Here is a 14,051-nt window from a genome sequence, read left to right as displayed (position 1 = left end):
TGGTCTACACTGCCGGACATGCCAAACATCCTCCTCGGCTGGGAACTCGGCCTCGCCCTCGGCCACGCTGGCCGCCTGAAATCCCTCGCGCTGCCGCTGATCGCGCGCGGCCACAGGGTCTCGTTCGCCCTGCGCGATCTGGTCCACACTCAGCGCCTGCTGCACGACCTCGAGGTCCCCAAATTCCAGGCGCCTTTCTGGCAGCATCGCGTCGAAGGCCTGCCGCCGGGTGAGGCTAGTCTGGCCGACATCCTGCTGGCCTGCGGCTGGATCGACGCCGGGGCCGTGAATGGCCTGGTCGAGGGCTGGCGCGCGCTGCTGAAGGCGACCCAGGCCGATCTGGTCGTCTGCGATTACGCGCCGACCGCGGTGCTCGCTGCGCGCAGTCTGGGCATCCCCAGCGCCGCCGTCGGCGCCGGCTTCTGCATGCCGCCGGCTGCGCAAGCGCTGCCGCCGCTGCGCGACTGGGAGGCCGCCCCGCGCGAGCGCATGGCCGCCACCGAGGCGCGCGTGCTGGACAGCGCGAACAAGGTGCTGGCCCGCTACCACGCGCCGCCGCTTGCGCACGCATCCAGTCTGCTGCTGGGCGATGCGCCGCTGCTGTGCACCTTTCCCGAACTCGATCCCTGGCGGCGCGCGGCCGGCAGCGCCAGCTGGTACGGGCCGAATGTGGCGCCGTCCGCCGGCGCCTTGCCGCAGTGGCCAGCGGGTGAGGGGACCAGAGTGTTCGCTTATCTGAATGCCACGCACCCCGAGCATGCCGCGATGCTCCAGGCGCTCCGCGCGGCCGGCTGCCGCACGCTCTGCTATGCACCGGACGTAGCGGCCGGCGCCAGGCCTCCGCGGGAAGCTACGGAGATTGCCTGGTCGCGTACACCGGTGGACCTCGGCCAGGCCCTGCCCGAATGCGATCTGGTGGTCTGTCACGCCGGCGAATCGACGGTCTCGCAGGCGCTGCTGGCCGGCAGGCCGCTGCTCTTGATGCCGCAGTCGGCCGAGTCCTTCCTGACAGCGCGCCGCGTGCGTGAGATGGGAGCAGGGATCAATATCGGCGAGCTGGCCCGGCCGCTGGATTGGCCGGCCATCGTCCGCAGTTTGCTGAGTGACGGGCGATACCGGCAGGCGGCGCAAGCCTTCGCGCAACGCCATGCTGACTTCGACGCGCACCGCCAGGCCGAAGCGCTGGCGGACGCCCTCGAAGCAGCAGCCTTGAAGAGGGTTTAGACGCCGCCCGGCAAGGCCAGCGGCACGGCGCGCGCCCAGCGGTTGGACGACAGCGAGAAGCTCAGCGCCCGCACCTGGTGATACCACCCGGCCGGCACATAGAGCATGTCGCCGGGCTTCACCACGACCTCGACGACGGCGGCCTGGCGCGCCAGCGGGTAAGCCTCGAAGTCCGGCGCCTCGGGATCGACGGGCGATCCGAACAGCACCGGATTGGCTTCCCGCGTGTACAGGAATTCGTCGTGGTGCGGGGGCGCCAGGAAGATGCGCTTGCTGCCCCAGATCTGCGCGAAGATGTTGTCGTCGTAGTCGCAGTGCAGCGGCGTCACCGTGCGCGCGGGGCCGAGCCAGAAGCGCGGCGGTCCCATCTTCTCGAAGTAGCCGGGCCAGTGGCACATGCCGTTCAATTCGCGAAGTTCGAGGTTGCCGACATAGGGCGGCAGGTCGCTGGCCGGGGCTTCGCTGATGTCGAGATACTCGCGCAGGGACATGTCCTGCATCGCGCGGTCCGGCGCGAAGGCCGTCGCCACGTAGTCGCCGACCCGTGCACGCACAGGCACGTCGCCGAAGCGCTCGCGTAGTTGGGACGGGCTGAGCGCGCACAGCGGCCAGCGCCTGACCACGCCAGACATCAGGAAGGGCAGGCCATGCGCAGCGCGGGCGCGAAAGGCCGCGCCATCGAGCTTGCCGAGGCGCGGCACTTCGGTGATGAGGGGGAGCGTGCGCGAGGCAGCACGGATCGCCTCGCGCATCGCCTGGATCGACGAAACGCCGCGCACCTGCGCGGCCTTCTGCTCGCGCGCCGCCGCCGGCTGCAAATCCAGTCGCGGCGGCAGGCGCTTGAGGGTACTGCCGTCGCTCATCAGGCCGCGCGGGCGACCGGCTGCGGGTCTTGTTGAGCGGCCATGGCGAGCTGACGGTTCACCGCCGACAGCACGGCCTTGAAGGACGCGGTCAGGATGTTGCTGTCGATGGCGGCGCCGAACAGGGTCGGGCCGTTCCCGAGGCGCAGCTCGACGTAGCAGGCGGCCTTGGCGTCGGCGCCCGAGCCGATCGCGTGCTCGTGGTAGTCCATCAGGCGGATGTCCAGGCCGAGCGCGCTGACGAAGGCGTCGATCGGACCGTTGCCCTTGCCGTGGTGGTTGACGGTCACGCGCTCATGCTCGACCGAGACGTCGATATCGACGCGGTGCTCGCCTTCGCTGTCCTCGGCCATGCGGTGCGAGACGTAGCGGTAGGACGGGTTCTCCTGCTCGAAGTATTCGCGGGCGAACAGGGCGTGGATGTCGCTCGCTGCCACCTCGGCGCCGGTGGCATCGGCATGGCGCTGGACCACGCGCGAAAACTCGATTTGCAGACGCCGCGGCAGTTCGAGGCCGTATTCCTGCTCGAGCAGGTAGGCCATGCCGCCCTTGCCGGACTGGCTGTTGACGCGGATGACGGCGTCGTAGCTGCGGCCCAGGTCTTGCGGGTCGATCGGCAGGTAGGGCACTTCCCAGAGCGCGTCGCTCTTCTGCGCCGCGAAGCCTTTCTTGATCGCGTCCTGGTGCGAGCCGGAGAAGGCAGTGAACACGAGGTCGCCGACATACGGGTGGCGCGGATGCACCGGGATCTGGTTGCATTCCTCGACCAGCTGGCGCACCGAGTCGATGTCCGAGAAGTCCAGGCCCGGGTGCACGCCCTGGGTGTACAGGTTCAGCGCGAGGGTCACCAGGTCGACGTTCCCGGTGCGTTCGCCATTGCCGAACAGGCAGCCTTCGACGCGGTCGGCGCCGGCCATCACGGCCAGCTCGGCGGCGGCGACGGCGGTGCCGCGGTCATTGTGCGGGTGGACGCTGATCACCAGGCTGTCGCGGCGCTCGAGGTGGCGCGACATCCATTCGATCTGGTCGGCGTAGACGTTCGGGGTGCTGGCTTCGACGGTCGAGGGCAGGTTGACGATCAGTTTGTTTTGCGGGGTCGGCTGCCAGACTTCGCTGACGGCGTCGACGATGCGCTTGCTGAAATCCAGCTCGGTGGTCGAGAAGGATTCCGGCGAATACTCCAGGCCCCAGCGGGTTTCCGGATGCTGTGCAACCAGCTCTTTAATGAGGCGGGTGCCGTTCACGGCGATCTGCACGATCTCGTCCTGGCCCATGCCGAACACCACGCGGCGGAACACCGGCGCCACCGAGTTGTAGATGTGGACGATGGCCTGCTTGGCGCCGACGCAGGACTCGACGGTGCGGCGGATCAGCTCATCGCGGGCCTGGGTCAGCACGATGATGGTGACGTCGTCCGGGATGCGCTTTTCCTCGACCAGCATCCGCACGAAGTCGAAGTCGGTCTGCGAGGCGGACGGGAAGCCGACCTCGATCTCCTTCACGCCGATCTGCACCAGCTTTTCGAAGAAGCGCAGCTTCTTCTCGGGGCTCATCGGTTCGATCAGGGCCTGGTTACCGTCGCGCAGGTCGGTGCTCATCCAGATCGGCGGCTGGGTGATGGTGCGGCTCGGCCACTGGCGGTCGCTCAACGGGACGGCGGGGAAGGGACGGTATTTGGCGGCGGGATTGGTCAACATGGCGGAACTCCTGATAATAGATTCGGTAAGCACGGTGTGGCGCGGGCTGCCGGACGGGCCACGAAACGCTAGGCCCGGCAACCGATCGGTAGCGATAGCAGGTGCGCGCGCTCGCCGGCGGCCGACAGGAGGGTTCCGGCGATGCTAAAAACGGTGGTGAAGGCGGTGGCAAACATCTGTTCAACTTTCCTTGGGCTGCGGTTCCGGCAAGGTGCCGGGCGGGGTACGGCGCTTGAATTAAGCGCGTAGTAGCAGGCCTGCCGGCGCTAGGGCGACGGTCAGCGGTAGGAAGATCGACAGAGGCAGTTGAAAGAACATTTCTTCACTCTAAGTGAATTTTGTTTGGTGTGTCAAGCGTTTGTTACGCCCGCGTTTGGTAGTCGCGACAGAATTTCTCAAAAGATTGTTGTGGCTGATCAAGCTTTTGCGCTCGGCGTGGTGGCAGAGTACACGCTTGCGCCGCGCCAAACGTGCGCAACAAAAAACCGAGCGGGAGATGAGTTGTGATGAGCCAGGATCTGATCTTCGGTTTTCCGATTCCGGTGCTGCTGGCCTTGGCCGTGGCGGTACTGCTCGTGCTCGTGCTGGCAGGCGTGCTGGCCTCGATGAGCGGGCCGGTGCGGGTGCGCGATCCCGGCTGCGCGGCGGAACCCGAGACGGAGCAGGAGGACGCGGCATGGCGGTTCTAAGAGGGCTGGACACGACCGTCGAGCTGACGCGCCACGCCGAGGCGCTGAAGGCGCAGGGTGTTGACTTCGCGATGCGTTACTACAGCAATAACGCGTCCAAGAACCTGTCGCTGGGCGAAGCCCGCGCCCTGTCGCAGGCCGGCCTGCAGATCGGCGTGGTGTGGGAGACCACCGGCACCCACGCCGCCTACTTCACGCGCGCCCAGGGCCTGGCGGACGGCGCCCAGGCCTTCCGCATGGCGCGTGAAAGCATAGGCCAGCCCTTCGGCTCGGCCATCTATTTCGCTGTCGACTTCGATCCGACCCAGGCCGACATCGACGGCGGCATCAGCAATTACTTCACCGGCGTCCACGCGGCGCTGTACGTGGCGAACGATGGCGCGCCGTGCTACCGGGTCGGGGTCTACGGTTCGGGATTGTGCTGCGGCGCCCTGGTCGAGCGCGAGATCGCGGGCCTGAGCTGGCTGTCGCAATCGTCCGGCTTCGCCGGCTCGCGGCGCTATGCCGAGCAAAAGCTCTACGACCTGATCCAGATGCTGCCGGCGCGGATCGTGGGCGCGGACGGGATCGTGCTGAGCATCGATCCCGACGCCACCCATCCGGAAAAGGACGCCGGGCTGTTCAGCGTCTAGCTGCGCTTAACTTACCTTCACACGCGAGGCACCCGCTTCCATGCGGCCGATCACGGCGGCGTGGCCGAAGCCTTCGCGCGCGAACAGCGCCAGCACTTCGTCGACGCTGCCCGGGTCGCAGGACACCAGCAGGCCGCCCGAGGTCTGCGGGTCGGTCAGCAGCACGCGCTGGGTGTCCGTCACGCCGGCGCCGAGGTCGACGTCCATGCCATAGGCGTCCCAGTTGCGGCCCGACGCGCCGGTAAAGTAACCGTCGTGGGCCAGCTGTTCGACGCCCGGCAGCAGCGGGATGTTTGCCATGTCGAGCTGCGCGGTCAGTTTGGCGCCGCGCGCCAGCTCCAGCAGGTGGCCCAGCAGGCCGAAGCCGGTGACGTCCGTCAGCGCGTGCACGCCGGCCAGCTCGGCCAGTGCCTTGCCCGGCTTGTTCAACTTGGTGGTGTTGGCGATCATGGCCGCATAGCCTTCCGCATCCAGCTTGTCCTTCTTCAGCGCAGCCGACAGCACGCCCACGCCCAGCGGCTTGCCGAGCACCAGCACGTCGCCCGCGCGCGCGTCCGCATTGCGCTTGACCTTGGACGGATGCACCAGGCCCATCACCACCAGGCCGTAGATCGGCTCGACCGAGTCGATCGTGTGGCCGCCGGCGATCGGGATGCCGGCTTCGGCGCAGATCGATTCGCCGCCCTGGATGATCTTGCCGATCGTATCCAGCGGCAGCTTATTCACCGGCATGCCGACCAGGGCCAGCGCCATGATCGGTGTACCACCCATCGCGTAGACGTCGGAAATCGCATTGGTGGCGGCGATGCGGCCGAAGTCGAAGGGATCGTCGACGATGGGCATGAAGAAGTCGGTGGTGGCGATCAGCGCCTGCTCGTCGTTCAGCTTGTAGACGGCGGCGTCGTCGGCGGTCTCGATCCCGACCATCAGTTCTTTCGGCACCGGGAAGCCGGTCGACTTCTTGAGGATCTCGGACAGGACGCCGGGCGCGATCTTGCAGCCGCAGCCGCCGCCGTGCGAGAAGGAGGTCAGTTTGATGGCTTGGTCAGGAGTGGTCATGGAAGGCTCGTCGATTTCAATGAATGCGTAAAAGGAGATTATCTACCAGGTCGAGCAGGGCTGCTCGCTCGCGGCCAGGCGCGAACAGCCGCCGCCTTGCCGCGCACTGGCGCAGCAGCTTCGCGCGGAAGGCCTCGTCGATGGCGACCCGGTCGATCAGCCGCGCCAGCGCGGCCGCGTCCCCGAGCGGGAAGAAGCCGGCGTAGTCCTCGCCCAGCATGCCGCGGTTGCCGCCGATACTAGACGCCAGCACCGGCACGCCGCTCATCACCGCCTCGATGATGACGTTGGCGCCGCCCTCCATGCGCGAGCAGATCGCCATCGCCCGGCAGCGGCGCAACAGGCGCCGGGCCGGCATGTGGGGCAGGGCGCCGAGCCAGCGGTAGCGCGGCGCGTCCCTCTGCGTCTGGCGCGCGGCCTCGCCGAGGGCCGGGTCGAGCGCGCCGCCCACGTGCAGCAGGCGCACTTCCGGATTCTTCACCAGCGCGGCCGCGCGCATGAAGGTAAGCGGGTCTTTTTCCTCGCGCAGGTGGCCGATCATGGCGATGTCGCAGCTGCCTGCATGCGGCCGTGCGGGCCGCAGCAGCGGGGCCGACTGGTAGATCACATGCGCCTTGGCGCGTTCCTCGGGGGCGAGTTCCTCCAGGCCCTGCGGCTGCAGCAGCGCCAGGGCCGTGGCATGGGCCAGCGAGGCGCGCGCGGCGGCGTCCTGGTGGATGTCGCGATACAGGTCGGTGCCGGTCAGGACCAGCAGGCTGGGATGGTCCGGATGCGCTTGGGCGAAGGCGGCCAGCGCCGGGGCGGAACGGCGCGCATGCAGGGCGATCAGCAGGTCCGGCGCCGGCTGGCCAGCGTCCCAGCCCTGCGCGACCGTGACGTGCGCATGCGCGGACAGGTGGCGCATCCAGCGGCTGGCGGTCTGCCAGTTGCCGTTGTTCTCGCGCGCGGAGGCGGGGCTGACGATGAGGATGCGGGGACGAGCCATTGGCCTTATTGGCTTATTGTCAAACGATCGTAGAATGTCAGCATGGACCAACAAGACCCTTCGTTCCGGCACGCCGGACCCGACCGGCTGGCAAGCATGCTGCGGGATGCGCGGCATTATACGCTGGCGCTGTTCGATACATTGGCCGACGCCGGCTACGCCGATGCCGCGCGCGTCCCGCGCCTGCCCATCATCAATCCGCCCTTGTGGGAGCTCGGGCACACGGCCTGGTTTGCCGAATGGTTCGTGCTGCGCGCAGCCACCAGCAGCCGTCCCGGTGATGCCGAGGGCCACAGCCTGCTGGCGCGCGGCGACGACTGGTTCGATTCTGGCCTGGTCCCGCACCGCACGCGCTGGGCGCTCGACCTGCCGGGGCCGGGCGCGATCCAGACCTATTGCGAGGAAGTGCTCGAGCGACTCCTCGACAAGCTGGCGCACGAACCCGACGACGATGCCGCGCTCTATCCCTACCGCCTGGCGCTGGCGCACGAGGACATGCACGGCGAGGCGCTGCTTTACACCATGCAGACCCTGGGCCTGCCGCTGACCTCCGGCATGGCGGGCACGCTGGCGGCGGCGCCGCCTTCGGGCGAGCTCGCCTTTGCCGGCGGCGCCTTCCTGCGCGGCGGCGAGCAGTCGTACGGTTTTGTGTTCGATAACGAGAAGGACGCGGCCAGCTGCCGCGTGGCGCCGTTCGCGATCGATGCTTCGCTGGTCTCGAACGCCCGCTACCAGGCCTTCGTCGACGATGGCGGCTACCAGGATGCACGCTGGTGGAGCGAGGCGGGCCAGACATGGCTGACGGCCTCGGGACAGCAGGCGCCGCGCTATTGGCGGCGTGAAGGCGAAGGAGAGGGCGGCTGGCAGCAGCTGCGCTTTGGCCGCCGCGAGCCGCTGGTACCGGGTGCCCCGGTGCGCCACCTGAGCTTGCACGAAGCCCAGGCGTATTGCCGCTGGGCCGGGCGGCGCCTGCCGACGGAGCTCGAGTGGGAATTCGCGGCCGCGTCCGGCCATCCGGGCTTCGAATGGGGCCGGCTATGGGAATGGACGGCCACACCTTTCCTGCCCTACGCCGGCTTCGCGCCGGACCGCTATCTCGAGTATTCGGCGCCCTGGTTCGGCAGCCGCCAGGTCCTGCGCGGCGCCTCCTTCGCCACGCCGGCGCGCTTCCGCAGCCCCGTGTTCAGGAATTTCTTCACGCCCGAGCGCGACGATATTTTCGCCGGCTTCCGTACCTGCGCGCCCTGAGCTGCCGGGCGCGGGCGAAAAAAAAGGCTGCCGAAGCAGCCTTTCCTCATTCATGCAAGCAGACGATCAACGGTCGCCGAAGGTGCGGCGGGCATTGTCCGCCGAGCGCGGGTGCGAACCGCGGTAGCCGCCTTCGCGCGGGGCGCTGTCACGTGGTCCGGCATCCCGGCGCGGTGCAGCGTCGCGGTTGTAGCCGCCGCCGGCCGGACGGCCGCCTTCACGGTTGTAGCCGCCTTCGCGCGGTGCGCTTTCGCTGCGGTAGCCGCCTTCGCTACGGAAGCCGCCTTCACGCGGGCCCGAACCCGGCTTGTGGAAGCTGCGCTGGCCCGGCTTGGCGCCTGCGTTGCGGCCATCGCCCGGCTTCCAGCCCGGACGGGCGCCGGAGCGTGCCGGCGCCGAACGCTTCGGCTCGAAGCCTTCCACCACGTCGACCGGGATGGTCTGCTTGGTGAAGCGCTCGATGCGCTTGACGTTCATGCCTTCCGCGTGGTTCACCAGCGAGACGGCGATGCCGTTGCGGCCGGCGCGGCCGGTACGGCCGATGCGGTGCACGTAATCTTCCGGGAACTTAGGCAGATCGTAGTTCACCACGTGGGTGATGGTCGGCACGTCGATGCCGCGCGCGGCGACGTCGGTGGCAACCAGCACCTTCACCTGGCCGCGGCGCATGCTGTCCAGCGTGCGGTTGCGCGCGCCCTGGTGCATGTCGCCGTGCAGGGCGGCAGCCGCGAAACCGGCGATGTTCAGGCGGTCGGCGATCATGTCGGCGTCACGCTTGGTGGCGGTGAAGACGACGGCCTGGTCCAGGGTTTCGTCGCGCAGCAGGTGGTCGAGCAGGCGGTTCTTGTGCGACAGGTCGTCGACGAAGTGGACCTTCTGCACGATGTTCTCGTGACGCTTGGTGCCGCTGGCGATCTGGATCACCATCGGGTCCTTGGTGATGCGACGGGCCATGTTGCCGACCACACCGTCCAGGGTGGCCGAGAACAGCATGGTCTGGCGCGAATCCGGGGTCGCGGCGACGATCTTCTCGATGTCTTCGATGAAGCCCATGTCCAGCATGCGGTCGGCTTCGTCCAGCACCAGGATCTCGAGCTGGGAGAAGTCGATCTTGCCCGACTCCATGTGGTCGATCAGGCGGCCCGGGGTCGCAACCAGGATTTCAGGATTCTTGGCCAGCAGCTGCATCTGCTTCGGGTAAGGCATGCCGCCCAGAATCGACACGGCGCGGATGCGGCGCATGAAGGCGGTGTACTGCTCGGTGGCGCTGGTGACCTGTAGAGCCAGTTCGCGGGTCGGGGTCAGGACCAGCATTTTCGGCTGGGCCGGCTTGAAACGGACGCGCTCGCCGCGTGCCTTGGCCGCCTGCGCTTCTTGCGCCGGGGTACGGCCGGCCGGGGCCGCTTCCTGGTTGGCGAATTTGTTCAGGGCCGGCAGCATGAATGCTGCGGTCTTGCCCGAACCGGTTTGCGACGAGACCAGCAGATCGCGACCCGCGATACCAGCCGGCACGGCCTGCTCCTGCACCGGGGTCGGCTTTTCATAGCCGGCAACCGACACTGCTTTGACGATGGACGTGTGTAAGCCTAGTGCTTCAAAACTCATTGTTTGGTGTACTTTCGATAGATCTGTGGGCGTTTACGCATAGTTGCGGAAACGCAAAATAGCAACGCGAGCCAACAAAACGAAATGACTACAAAATGAAAGAAATTTCGGCACAAAAGCTTTGCGCCGGGACGGTGCCAATGAAGACGGCACGCAGGGCGGGAGGGCTTATGAAAGGGTATCTTTCTACGATACCAGGGCTTGCGAAGCTTGCTAGTTGTACTGCTGATTTACTTCTGGTGGACTGTCGCAGCGACTCGTTTTCGGTCGCGTTTTGCAGCGCACAAACGACACTATACCGTAGTTTTGAAAAGTCTGCAGGAAGCGTGCGAGAAATGCGGCCAGCCTGTCGGCCGGGCCGCATCCTGGCGCCGATTACATCTCGCAGTAATTGGCCGGGTAGTTGATGCCGCAGCGTCCGTTGTTGTACAGGTCGCATGCCGCGCGGTCGCCGGCCTGGCAGTCCTCCAGATAAACCTGGCAGGTCAGGCAATCCGGGGGTACCCAGGCGTAGGCAGCGGAAGACAGGCCGATACCGAGACCGAGTGCAAACAGCGCTTTTTTGAAGCTGATCATTGTGATGCCTTTCAAAAGATTGTTTCGAAAGTTTCTTGGGGCCTTGGATAAGGCTTCACAATGTTATCGGAATGGAACTATGCGGTGCGGGTATTTGTCGTAGAGCAAGTCCGGGACTGGCCCGAACCGGCAATCAACGGTGCTTCCGGCCGTTGGCGCGCGCCGAAGGCTTGCTGCCGCCCGTGACACGGCTCTTGATCTCTGCCACGGTGGCCTTGATGCGCTGGGCGCCGGTCAGCTTCTGGCCCTTGCGCTTGCTGTCGCCGCGGTCGGCTTCCAGTGCAATCTGGGCGTTGTCGACGATGGCGTCGGCGATGTCCGAGGCGGTCGAGGTGCTGGTCTTCGGCACCAGGATGGTCGAACCGGCCTTCAGGCGCATCTGCGGCGGGATGTTGTTGGCCTGGCGGATGACATCGGGCGTGGTGCCGAACTTCGAAGCCAGCGAGGCGATCGACTCCTTGGCGCCCGTGATCTTGTGGGTGGTCCAGGACGACAGCGCGTGGCCCCATTGCGCCAGGTTCAGGTGGAACTTCTCGGCGTTCTCTTTCGGCAGCAGGATCTTGGTCGATTCGCCGGTGATGACCGGTTTCTTGAACTGCGGGTTCAGGGCCTTGAATTCGTCGATCGACATTTCGGCCAGCTGGGCGGCGACGGCGAGATCGATGTCCGAGGTCTTGTCGACGGTCGTGAAGTAGGGCTGGTTGTCGATGGCCGGCAGGGTCACGCCGTACTGGCCCGGATTCGCGATGATATTCTTGACCGCCTGCAGCTTCGGTACGTAGTTGCGGGTCTCGGCCGGCATCAGCTCGGCCAGGCTCTCGAAGTCGGTCGGCTTGCCAGCCGCGCGGTTCTTCTGGATCGCCTTCTGAACGTTGCCTTCGCCCCAGTTATAAGCGGCCAGCGCCAGTTGCCAGTCACCGAACATGGTGTACAGGCGCTGCAGGTAGGTGAGGGCGGCGTCGGTCGAGGCCAGCACGCCGCGGCGCTCGTCCTTGAACATGTTCTGCTTGAGGTTGAAATCCTTGCCGGTGCCCGGCACGAACTGCCACAGGCCGGACGCGTCCGCGGTCGACAGCGCCTGCGGGTTGAAGGCGGATTCGATCACCGGCAGCAGCGCCAGTTCGGTCGGCATGCCGCGCTTTTCCAGTTCCTGCACCACGTGATAGAGGTAGAGCGAGGCGCGGCCCGAGGTGCGCGCCAGGTACTCCGGACGGCTGGAGTACCACTGCACGTGCTTGGCGACCAGGTTGTTGTCGACGTCGGGAATGGCGTAGCCGCTACGGATGCGGGCCCACAGGTCGGGGTCCTTGTAGTCGTCGCCCTTGGCGGCGCTCAGGGATGCGGACAGGGCCGGCTTGGCAAACGCGGCGGTGGTGACGCCCAGGTTGCTTTGCGAGATCGTGCTCGAAGAACTTTCGGCGGCGAGGCCAATCGCGGGAGCCAGCAGGATCGCGAGGGCCAGGGCTTTGGTGGTGCGAGTCGTTTCGTACATAGCTTTCCAGTGTTGCGTCCAGGAACGGTTAGGACTGACGAGTAAGGGGGGAGTGTACGGACCAGTTGTCGCGTCAGTCAAGAATTATGTCGGCACGGTTACAAATTTTCTTGGCTACTCATTTTGATAAGCCTTGCTTATATTTTGACAATTTTCCAATGGGTATGCGTGCGTGAGAAGATCGCTTCATAGGGGAATTTGATGCAGACATGAATATACCCCTGGGGGTATGTTCCGAAAGAAAGTGAACATGCAAGACCTTTCGTGAGCATTCCGACAAGCTGAAACCCATGTCGGAACGCTCACCAGCGCCGACGGCTATGTTTGCCAAGTTACCCGGGCTTGCCAGTCGATCTATGAGGGCACGCAAAGTGCGCGTACAATGCCAGCTCTGCGCACCGCGTATTTGCAATTTTGGAAAGAAGCATCATGAGCACTGCCAACCTGAATGCGGACGATGAGGAGATCGTCGCCGCCACCCGCCGCTGGCTGGAACGCGCCGTCATCGGCCTGAACCTGTGTCCGTTTGCCAAGGCGGTGTATGTCAAGGAGCAGGTGCGCTACGTGGTGTCGCCGGCGCGCACCCCGGAAGAGCTGCTGGAAACCCTGATGAACGAGCTGCAGGACCTGGCCGACGCCGATCCGGAAAAGATCGACACGACCTTGGTGATCCATCCCTTCGTGTTAAATGACTTTTTGGACTTCAATGAATTCCTGGACGTGGCCGACGCCGCGGTGGAAGACATGAGCCTGGATGGCGAGTTGCAAGTGGCCAGTTTCCACCCGGACTACCAGTTCGCCGATACCGACCAGAACGACATCTCGAACTACACCAACCGCGCGCCTTACCCGATCCTGCAGTTGCTGCGCGAAGAGAGCATCGACCGCGCCGTGGAAGCCTTCCCCGAAGCGGAGGCGATCTTCGAGAAGAATATCGAGACCATGGAAGCGCTCGGTCACGAAGGCTGGGACAAGCTCGATGTCGGACCGGCCCGCTGATCCCATGGGCGCCCCATTCCCGGAACGCCCGGACACGCCCTGTGTGGCGGTGTGCTCGACCACTTTCGACGAAATCTGCCGCGGCTGCGGCCGCACGGTGGTCGAGGTGGCCCATTGGGTATCGATGACGACGGAGCAGAAGGAAGCCGTCTGGCAGCGCATCCTGTCCCAGGGCTATCCGCGCCGTAATACCTGACCTGATAAGAATCAAACCGGCTCAGACTGTCGCGCGGCAGTCTGAGCCGGTTTGCGTTTACTCAAAAGCTGCCGACGAAGTCCTTCTTGCCAATCTCGACGCCGTTATGGCGCAGGATGTCGTAAGCCGTCGTCGCATGGAAGTAGAAATGCGGCAGCGAGTAGTGCATCAAATAGCTCTGGCCGCCGTTGAACTGGCGCTGCTTTTCCCCGCTGCCGATCGTGATCTCGCGCTTCTCGCCATCCTCGATCGCTTCGCGCGGCACGCTGTCGATGAAGGCCAGGGTCTTCGCGATGCGCGCCTGCAGGCCGGCGAAGTCCGTTTCGACATCCTCGTAGCGCGGCACGTCGACGCCGCCCAGGCGCGCTACCGTGCCCTTGGCGAAATCGGTTGCCACCTGCACCTGGCGCAGCAGCGGGAACATGTCCGGGAACAGGCGCGCCTTCAGCAGCGCGTCCGGCTCGATCTTCTTCAGGTCGGCATGGGATTCGGCCTTTTCCAGAATTGCCGCCAGGCTGCCCAGGATCTGCCGGAAGACCGGGACCGACGCGGTATACATCGACAAGCTCATCGTTCACTACTCCTTCTATATATAAGACACGCATCATAGCAACTGTGAAACGTGGTTGCACAGTCACGCTTCGCGTCTTTGCGCTTGCCAGTCACGACTATTTGCTGACTTGCGGCAACTTTGTGTGCATAATCTGTCAACAGAAGCTAACCAATACTCACAAAAAAAGCTACCGCCTCCCGGCGCTCCCGTCTTGCCCGCCATGTCTGCATCCA

General features: G+C 65.5%; 14 protein-coding genes. 6 read left to right on the top strand and 8 right to left on the bottom strand.

Going from position 1 to position 14,051, the window contains the following annotated elements; genetic code table 11:
- Positions 1-18 precede the first annotated feature (18 nt).
- The gene (locus AC07PE_RS21885; RefSeq protein ID WP_498768405.1) at positions 19-1,224 is read left to right on the top strand and encodes a glycosyltransferase; all 1,206 of its coding nucleotides are present in this window, start codon (positions 19-21) and stop codon (positions 1,222-1,224) included.
- Here the strand turns inward: AC07PE_RS21885 and AC07PE_RS21880 are convergent.
- Together AC07PE_RS21880 and leuA are read right to left on the bottom strand one after the other, a co-directional pair.
- On the bottom strand, positions 1,221-2,087 hold the full coding sequence (locus AC07PE_RS21880; protein ID WP_498768403.1) for a cupin-like domain-containing protein: 867 nt from the start codon (positions 2,085-2,087) through the stop codon (positions 1,221-1,223). The genes AC07PE_RS21885 and AC07PE_RS21880 overlap by 4 nt on opposite strands.
- Positions 2,087-3,784: a 2-isopropylmalate synthase gene (leuA, locus tag AC07PE_RS21875; protein WP_498768401.1), complete on the bottom strand. Its 1,698-nt coding sequence runs from the start codon at positions 3,782-3,784 to the stop codon at positions 2,087-2,089. Before leuA ends, AC07PE_RS21880 begins: the two co-directional genes overlap by 1 nt.
- A 506-nt stretch (positions 3,785-4,290) precedes the next feature.
- On the opposite strand from leuA, the gene AC07PE_RS21870 reads away from it, so the two are divergent.
- Complete coding sequence (locus tag AC07PE_RS21870) at positions 4,291-4,473, top strand: hypothetical protein (protein ID WP_498768400.1); 183 nt, start codon at positions 4,291-4,293, stop codon at positions 4,471-4,473.
- Positions 4,461-5,105 carry a DUF1906 domain-containing protein gene (locus AC07PE_RS21865; RefSeq protein ID WP_498768398.1) on the top strand — a complete coding sequence of 215 codons (645 nt, stop codon included), beginning with the start codon at positions 4,461-4,463 and terminating at the stop codon, positions 5,103-5,105. Before AC07PE_RS21870 ends, AC07PE_RS21865 begins: the two co-directional genes overlap by 13 nt.
- 6 nt (positions 5,106-5,111) lie before the next feature.
- On the opposite strand, the gene selD is transcribed toward AC07PE_RS21865, so the two are convergent.
- Together selD and senB are read right to left on the bottom strand one after the other, a co-directional pair.
- The gene (gene selD, locus AC07PE_RS21860; protein WP_498768396.1) at positions 5,112-6,164 is read right to left on the bottom strand and encodes a selenide, water dikinase SelD; all 1,053 of its coding nucleotides are present in this window, start codon (positions 6,162-6,164) and stop codon (positions 5,112-5,114) included.
- Positions 6,165-6,180: 16 nt separating this feature from the next.
- Positions 6,181-7,149 (bottom strand): selenoneine biosynthesis selenosugar synthase SenB, encoded by a 969-nt coding sequence (senB, locus tag AC07PE_RS21855; RefSeq protein ID WP_498768394.1) that lies wholly within the window; start codon positions 7,147-7,149, stop codon positions 6,181-6,183.
- A gap of 42 nt (positions 7,150-7,191) precedes the next feature.
- On the opposite strand from senB, the gene senA reads away from it, so the two are divergent.
- The gene (gene senA / locus AC07PE_RS21850) at positions 7,192-8,397 is read left to right on the top strand and encodes a selenoneine synthase SenA (protein ID WP_498768392.1); all 1,206 of its coding nucleotides are present in this window, start codon (positions 7,192-7,194) and stop codon (positions 8,395-8,397) included.
- A 66-nt stretch (positions 8,398-8,463) separates the two neighbouring features.
- On the opposite strand, the gene AC07PE_RS21845 is transcribed toward senA, so the two are convergent.
- The 3 genes from AC07PE_RS21845 to AC07PE_RS21835 form a co-directional block, all read right to left on the bottom strand.
- Positions 8,464-10,002, bottom strand: a complete 1,539-nt coding sequence (locus AC07PE_RS21845) for a DEAD/DEAH box helicase (protein ID WP_498768390.1) — start codon at positions 10,000-10,002, stop codon at positions 8,464-8,466.
- Between the two features lie 375 nt (positions 10,003-10,377).
- Positions 10,378-10,578 carry a hypothetical protein gene (locus tag AC07PE_RS21840; protein WP_498768388.1) on the bottom strand — a complete coding sequence of 67 codons (201 nt, stop codon included), beginning with the start codon at positions 10,576-10,578 and terminating at the stop codon, positions 10,378-10,380.
- A gap of 133 nt (positions 10,579-10,711) precedes the next feature.
- Positions 10,712-12,070, bottom strand: a complete 1,359-nt coding sequence (locus AC07PE_RS21835; protein ID WP_498768386.1) for a transglycosylase SLT domain-containing protein — start codon at positions 12,068-12,070, stop codon at positions 10,712-10,714.
- 429 nt (positions 12,071-12,499) lie between these two features.
- Here AC07PE_RS21835 and AC07PE_RS21830 point away from each other — a divergent pair, with 429 nt between their 5' ends.
- The gene (locus AC07PE_RS21830) at positions 12,500-13,069 is read left to right on the top strand and encodes a DUF1415 domain-containing protein (RefSeq protein ID WP_498768384.1); all 570 of its coding nucleotides are present in this window, start codon (positions 12,500-12,502) and stop codon (positions 13,067-13,069) included.
- A gap of 4 nt (positions 13,070-13,073) precedes the next feature.
- On the top strand, positions 13,074-13,265 hold the full coding sequence (locus AC07PE_RS21825) for a DUF1289 domain-containing protein (protein ID WP_498768382.1): 192 nt from the start codon (positions 13,074-13,076) through the stop codon (positions 13,263-13,265).
- A 61-nt stretch (positions 13,266-13,326) separates the two neighbouring features.
- Here the strand turns inward: AC07PE_RS21825 and AC07PE_RS21820 are convergent, their stop codons facing one another.
- The gene (locus AC07PE_RS21820; RefSeq protein ID WP_498768380.1) at positions 13,327-13,836 is read right to left on the bottom strand and encodes a DUF1993 domain-containing protein; all 510 of its coding nucleotides are present in this window, start codon (positions 13,834-13,836) and stop codon (positions 13,327-13,329) included.
- Between the last annotated feature and the right edge of the window lie 215 nt (positions 13,837-14,051).

Source organism: Telluria sp. GW821-FHT07G12 (assembly GCF_059418525.1).
This window is presented reverse-complemented; position numbering and strand designations above follow the sequence as displayed.

Excerpts from the sequence above, each read along its gene's own strand:
- AC07PE_RS21885 (WP_498768405.1), top strand. The coding sequence starts at position 19 with ATGCCAAACATCCTCCTCGGCTGGGAACTCGGCCTCGCCCTCGGCCAC.
- AC07PE_RS21880 (WP_498768403.1), bottom strand. The coding sequence starts at position 2,087 with ATGAGCGACGGCAGTACCCTCAAGCGCCTGCCGCCGCGACTGGATTTG.
- leuA (WP_498768401.1), bottom strand. The coding sequence starts at position 3,784 with ATGTTGACCAATCCCGCCGCCAAATACCGTCCCTTCCCCGCCGTCCCG.
- AC07PE_RS21870 (WP_498768400.1), top strand. The coding sequence starts at position 4,291 with ATGAGCCAGGATCTGATCTTCGGTTTTCCGATTCCGGTGCTGCTGGCC.
- AC07PE_RS21865 (WP_498768398.1), top strand. The coding sequence starts at position 4,461 with ATGGCGGTTCTAAGAGGGCTGGACACGACCGTCGAGCTGACGCGCCAC.
- selD (WP_498768396.1), bottom strand. The coding sequence starts at position 6,164 with ATGACCACTCCTGACCAAGCCATCAAACTGACCTCCTTCTCGCACGGC.
- senB (WP_498768394.1), bottom strand. The coding sequence starts at position 7,149 with ATGGCTCGTCCCCGCATCCTCATCGTCAGCCCCGCCTCCGCGCGCGAG.
- senA (WP_498768392.1), top strand. The coding sequence starts at position 7,192 with ATGGACCAACAAGACCCTTCGTTCCGGCACGCCGGACCCGACCGGCTG.
- AC07PE_RS21845 (WP_498768390.1), bottom strand. The coding sequence starts at position 10,002 with ATGAGTTTTGAAGCACTAGGCTTACACACGTCCATCGTCAAAGCAGTG.
- AC07PE_RS21840 (WP_498768388.1), bottom strand. The coding sequence starts at position 10,578 with ATGATCAGCTTCAAAAAAGCGCTGTTTGCACTCGGTCTCGGTATCGGC.
- AC07PE_RS21835 (WP_498768386.1), bottom strand. The coding sequence starts at position 12,070 with ATGTACGAAACGACTCGCACCACCAAAGCCCTGGCCCTCGCGATCCTG.
- AC07PE_RS21830 (WP_498768384.1), top strand. The coding sequence starts at position 12,500 with ATGAGCACTGCCAACCTGAATGCGGACGATGAGGAGATCGTCGCCGCC.
- AC07PE_RS21825 (WP_498768382.1), top strand. The coding sequence starts at position 13,074 with ATGGGCGCCCCATTCCCGGAACGCCCGGACACGCCCTGTGTGGCGGTG.
- AC07PE_RS21820 (WP_498768380.1), bottom strand. The coding sequence starts at position 13,836 with ATGAGCTTGTCGATGTATACCGCGTCGGTCCCGGTCTTCCGGCAGATC.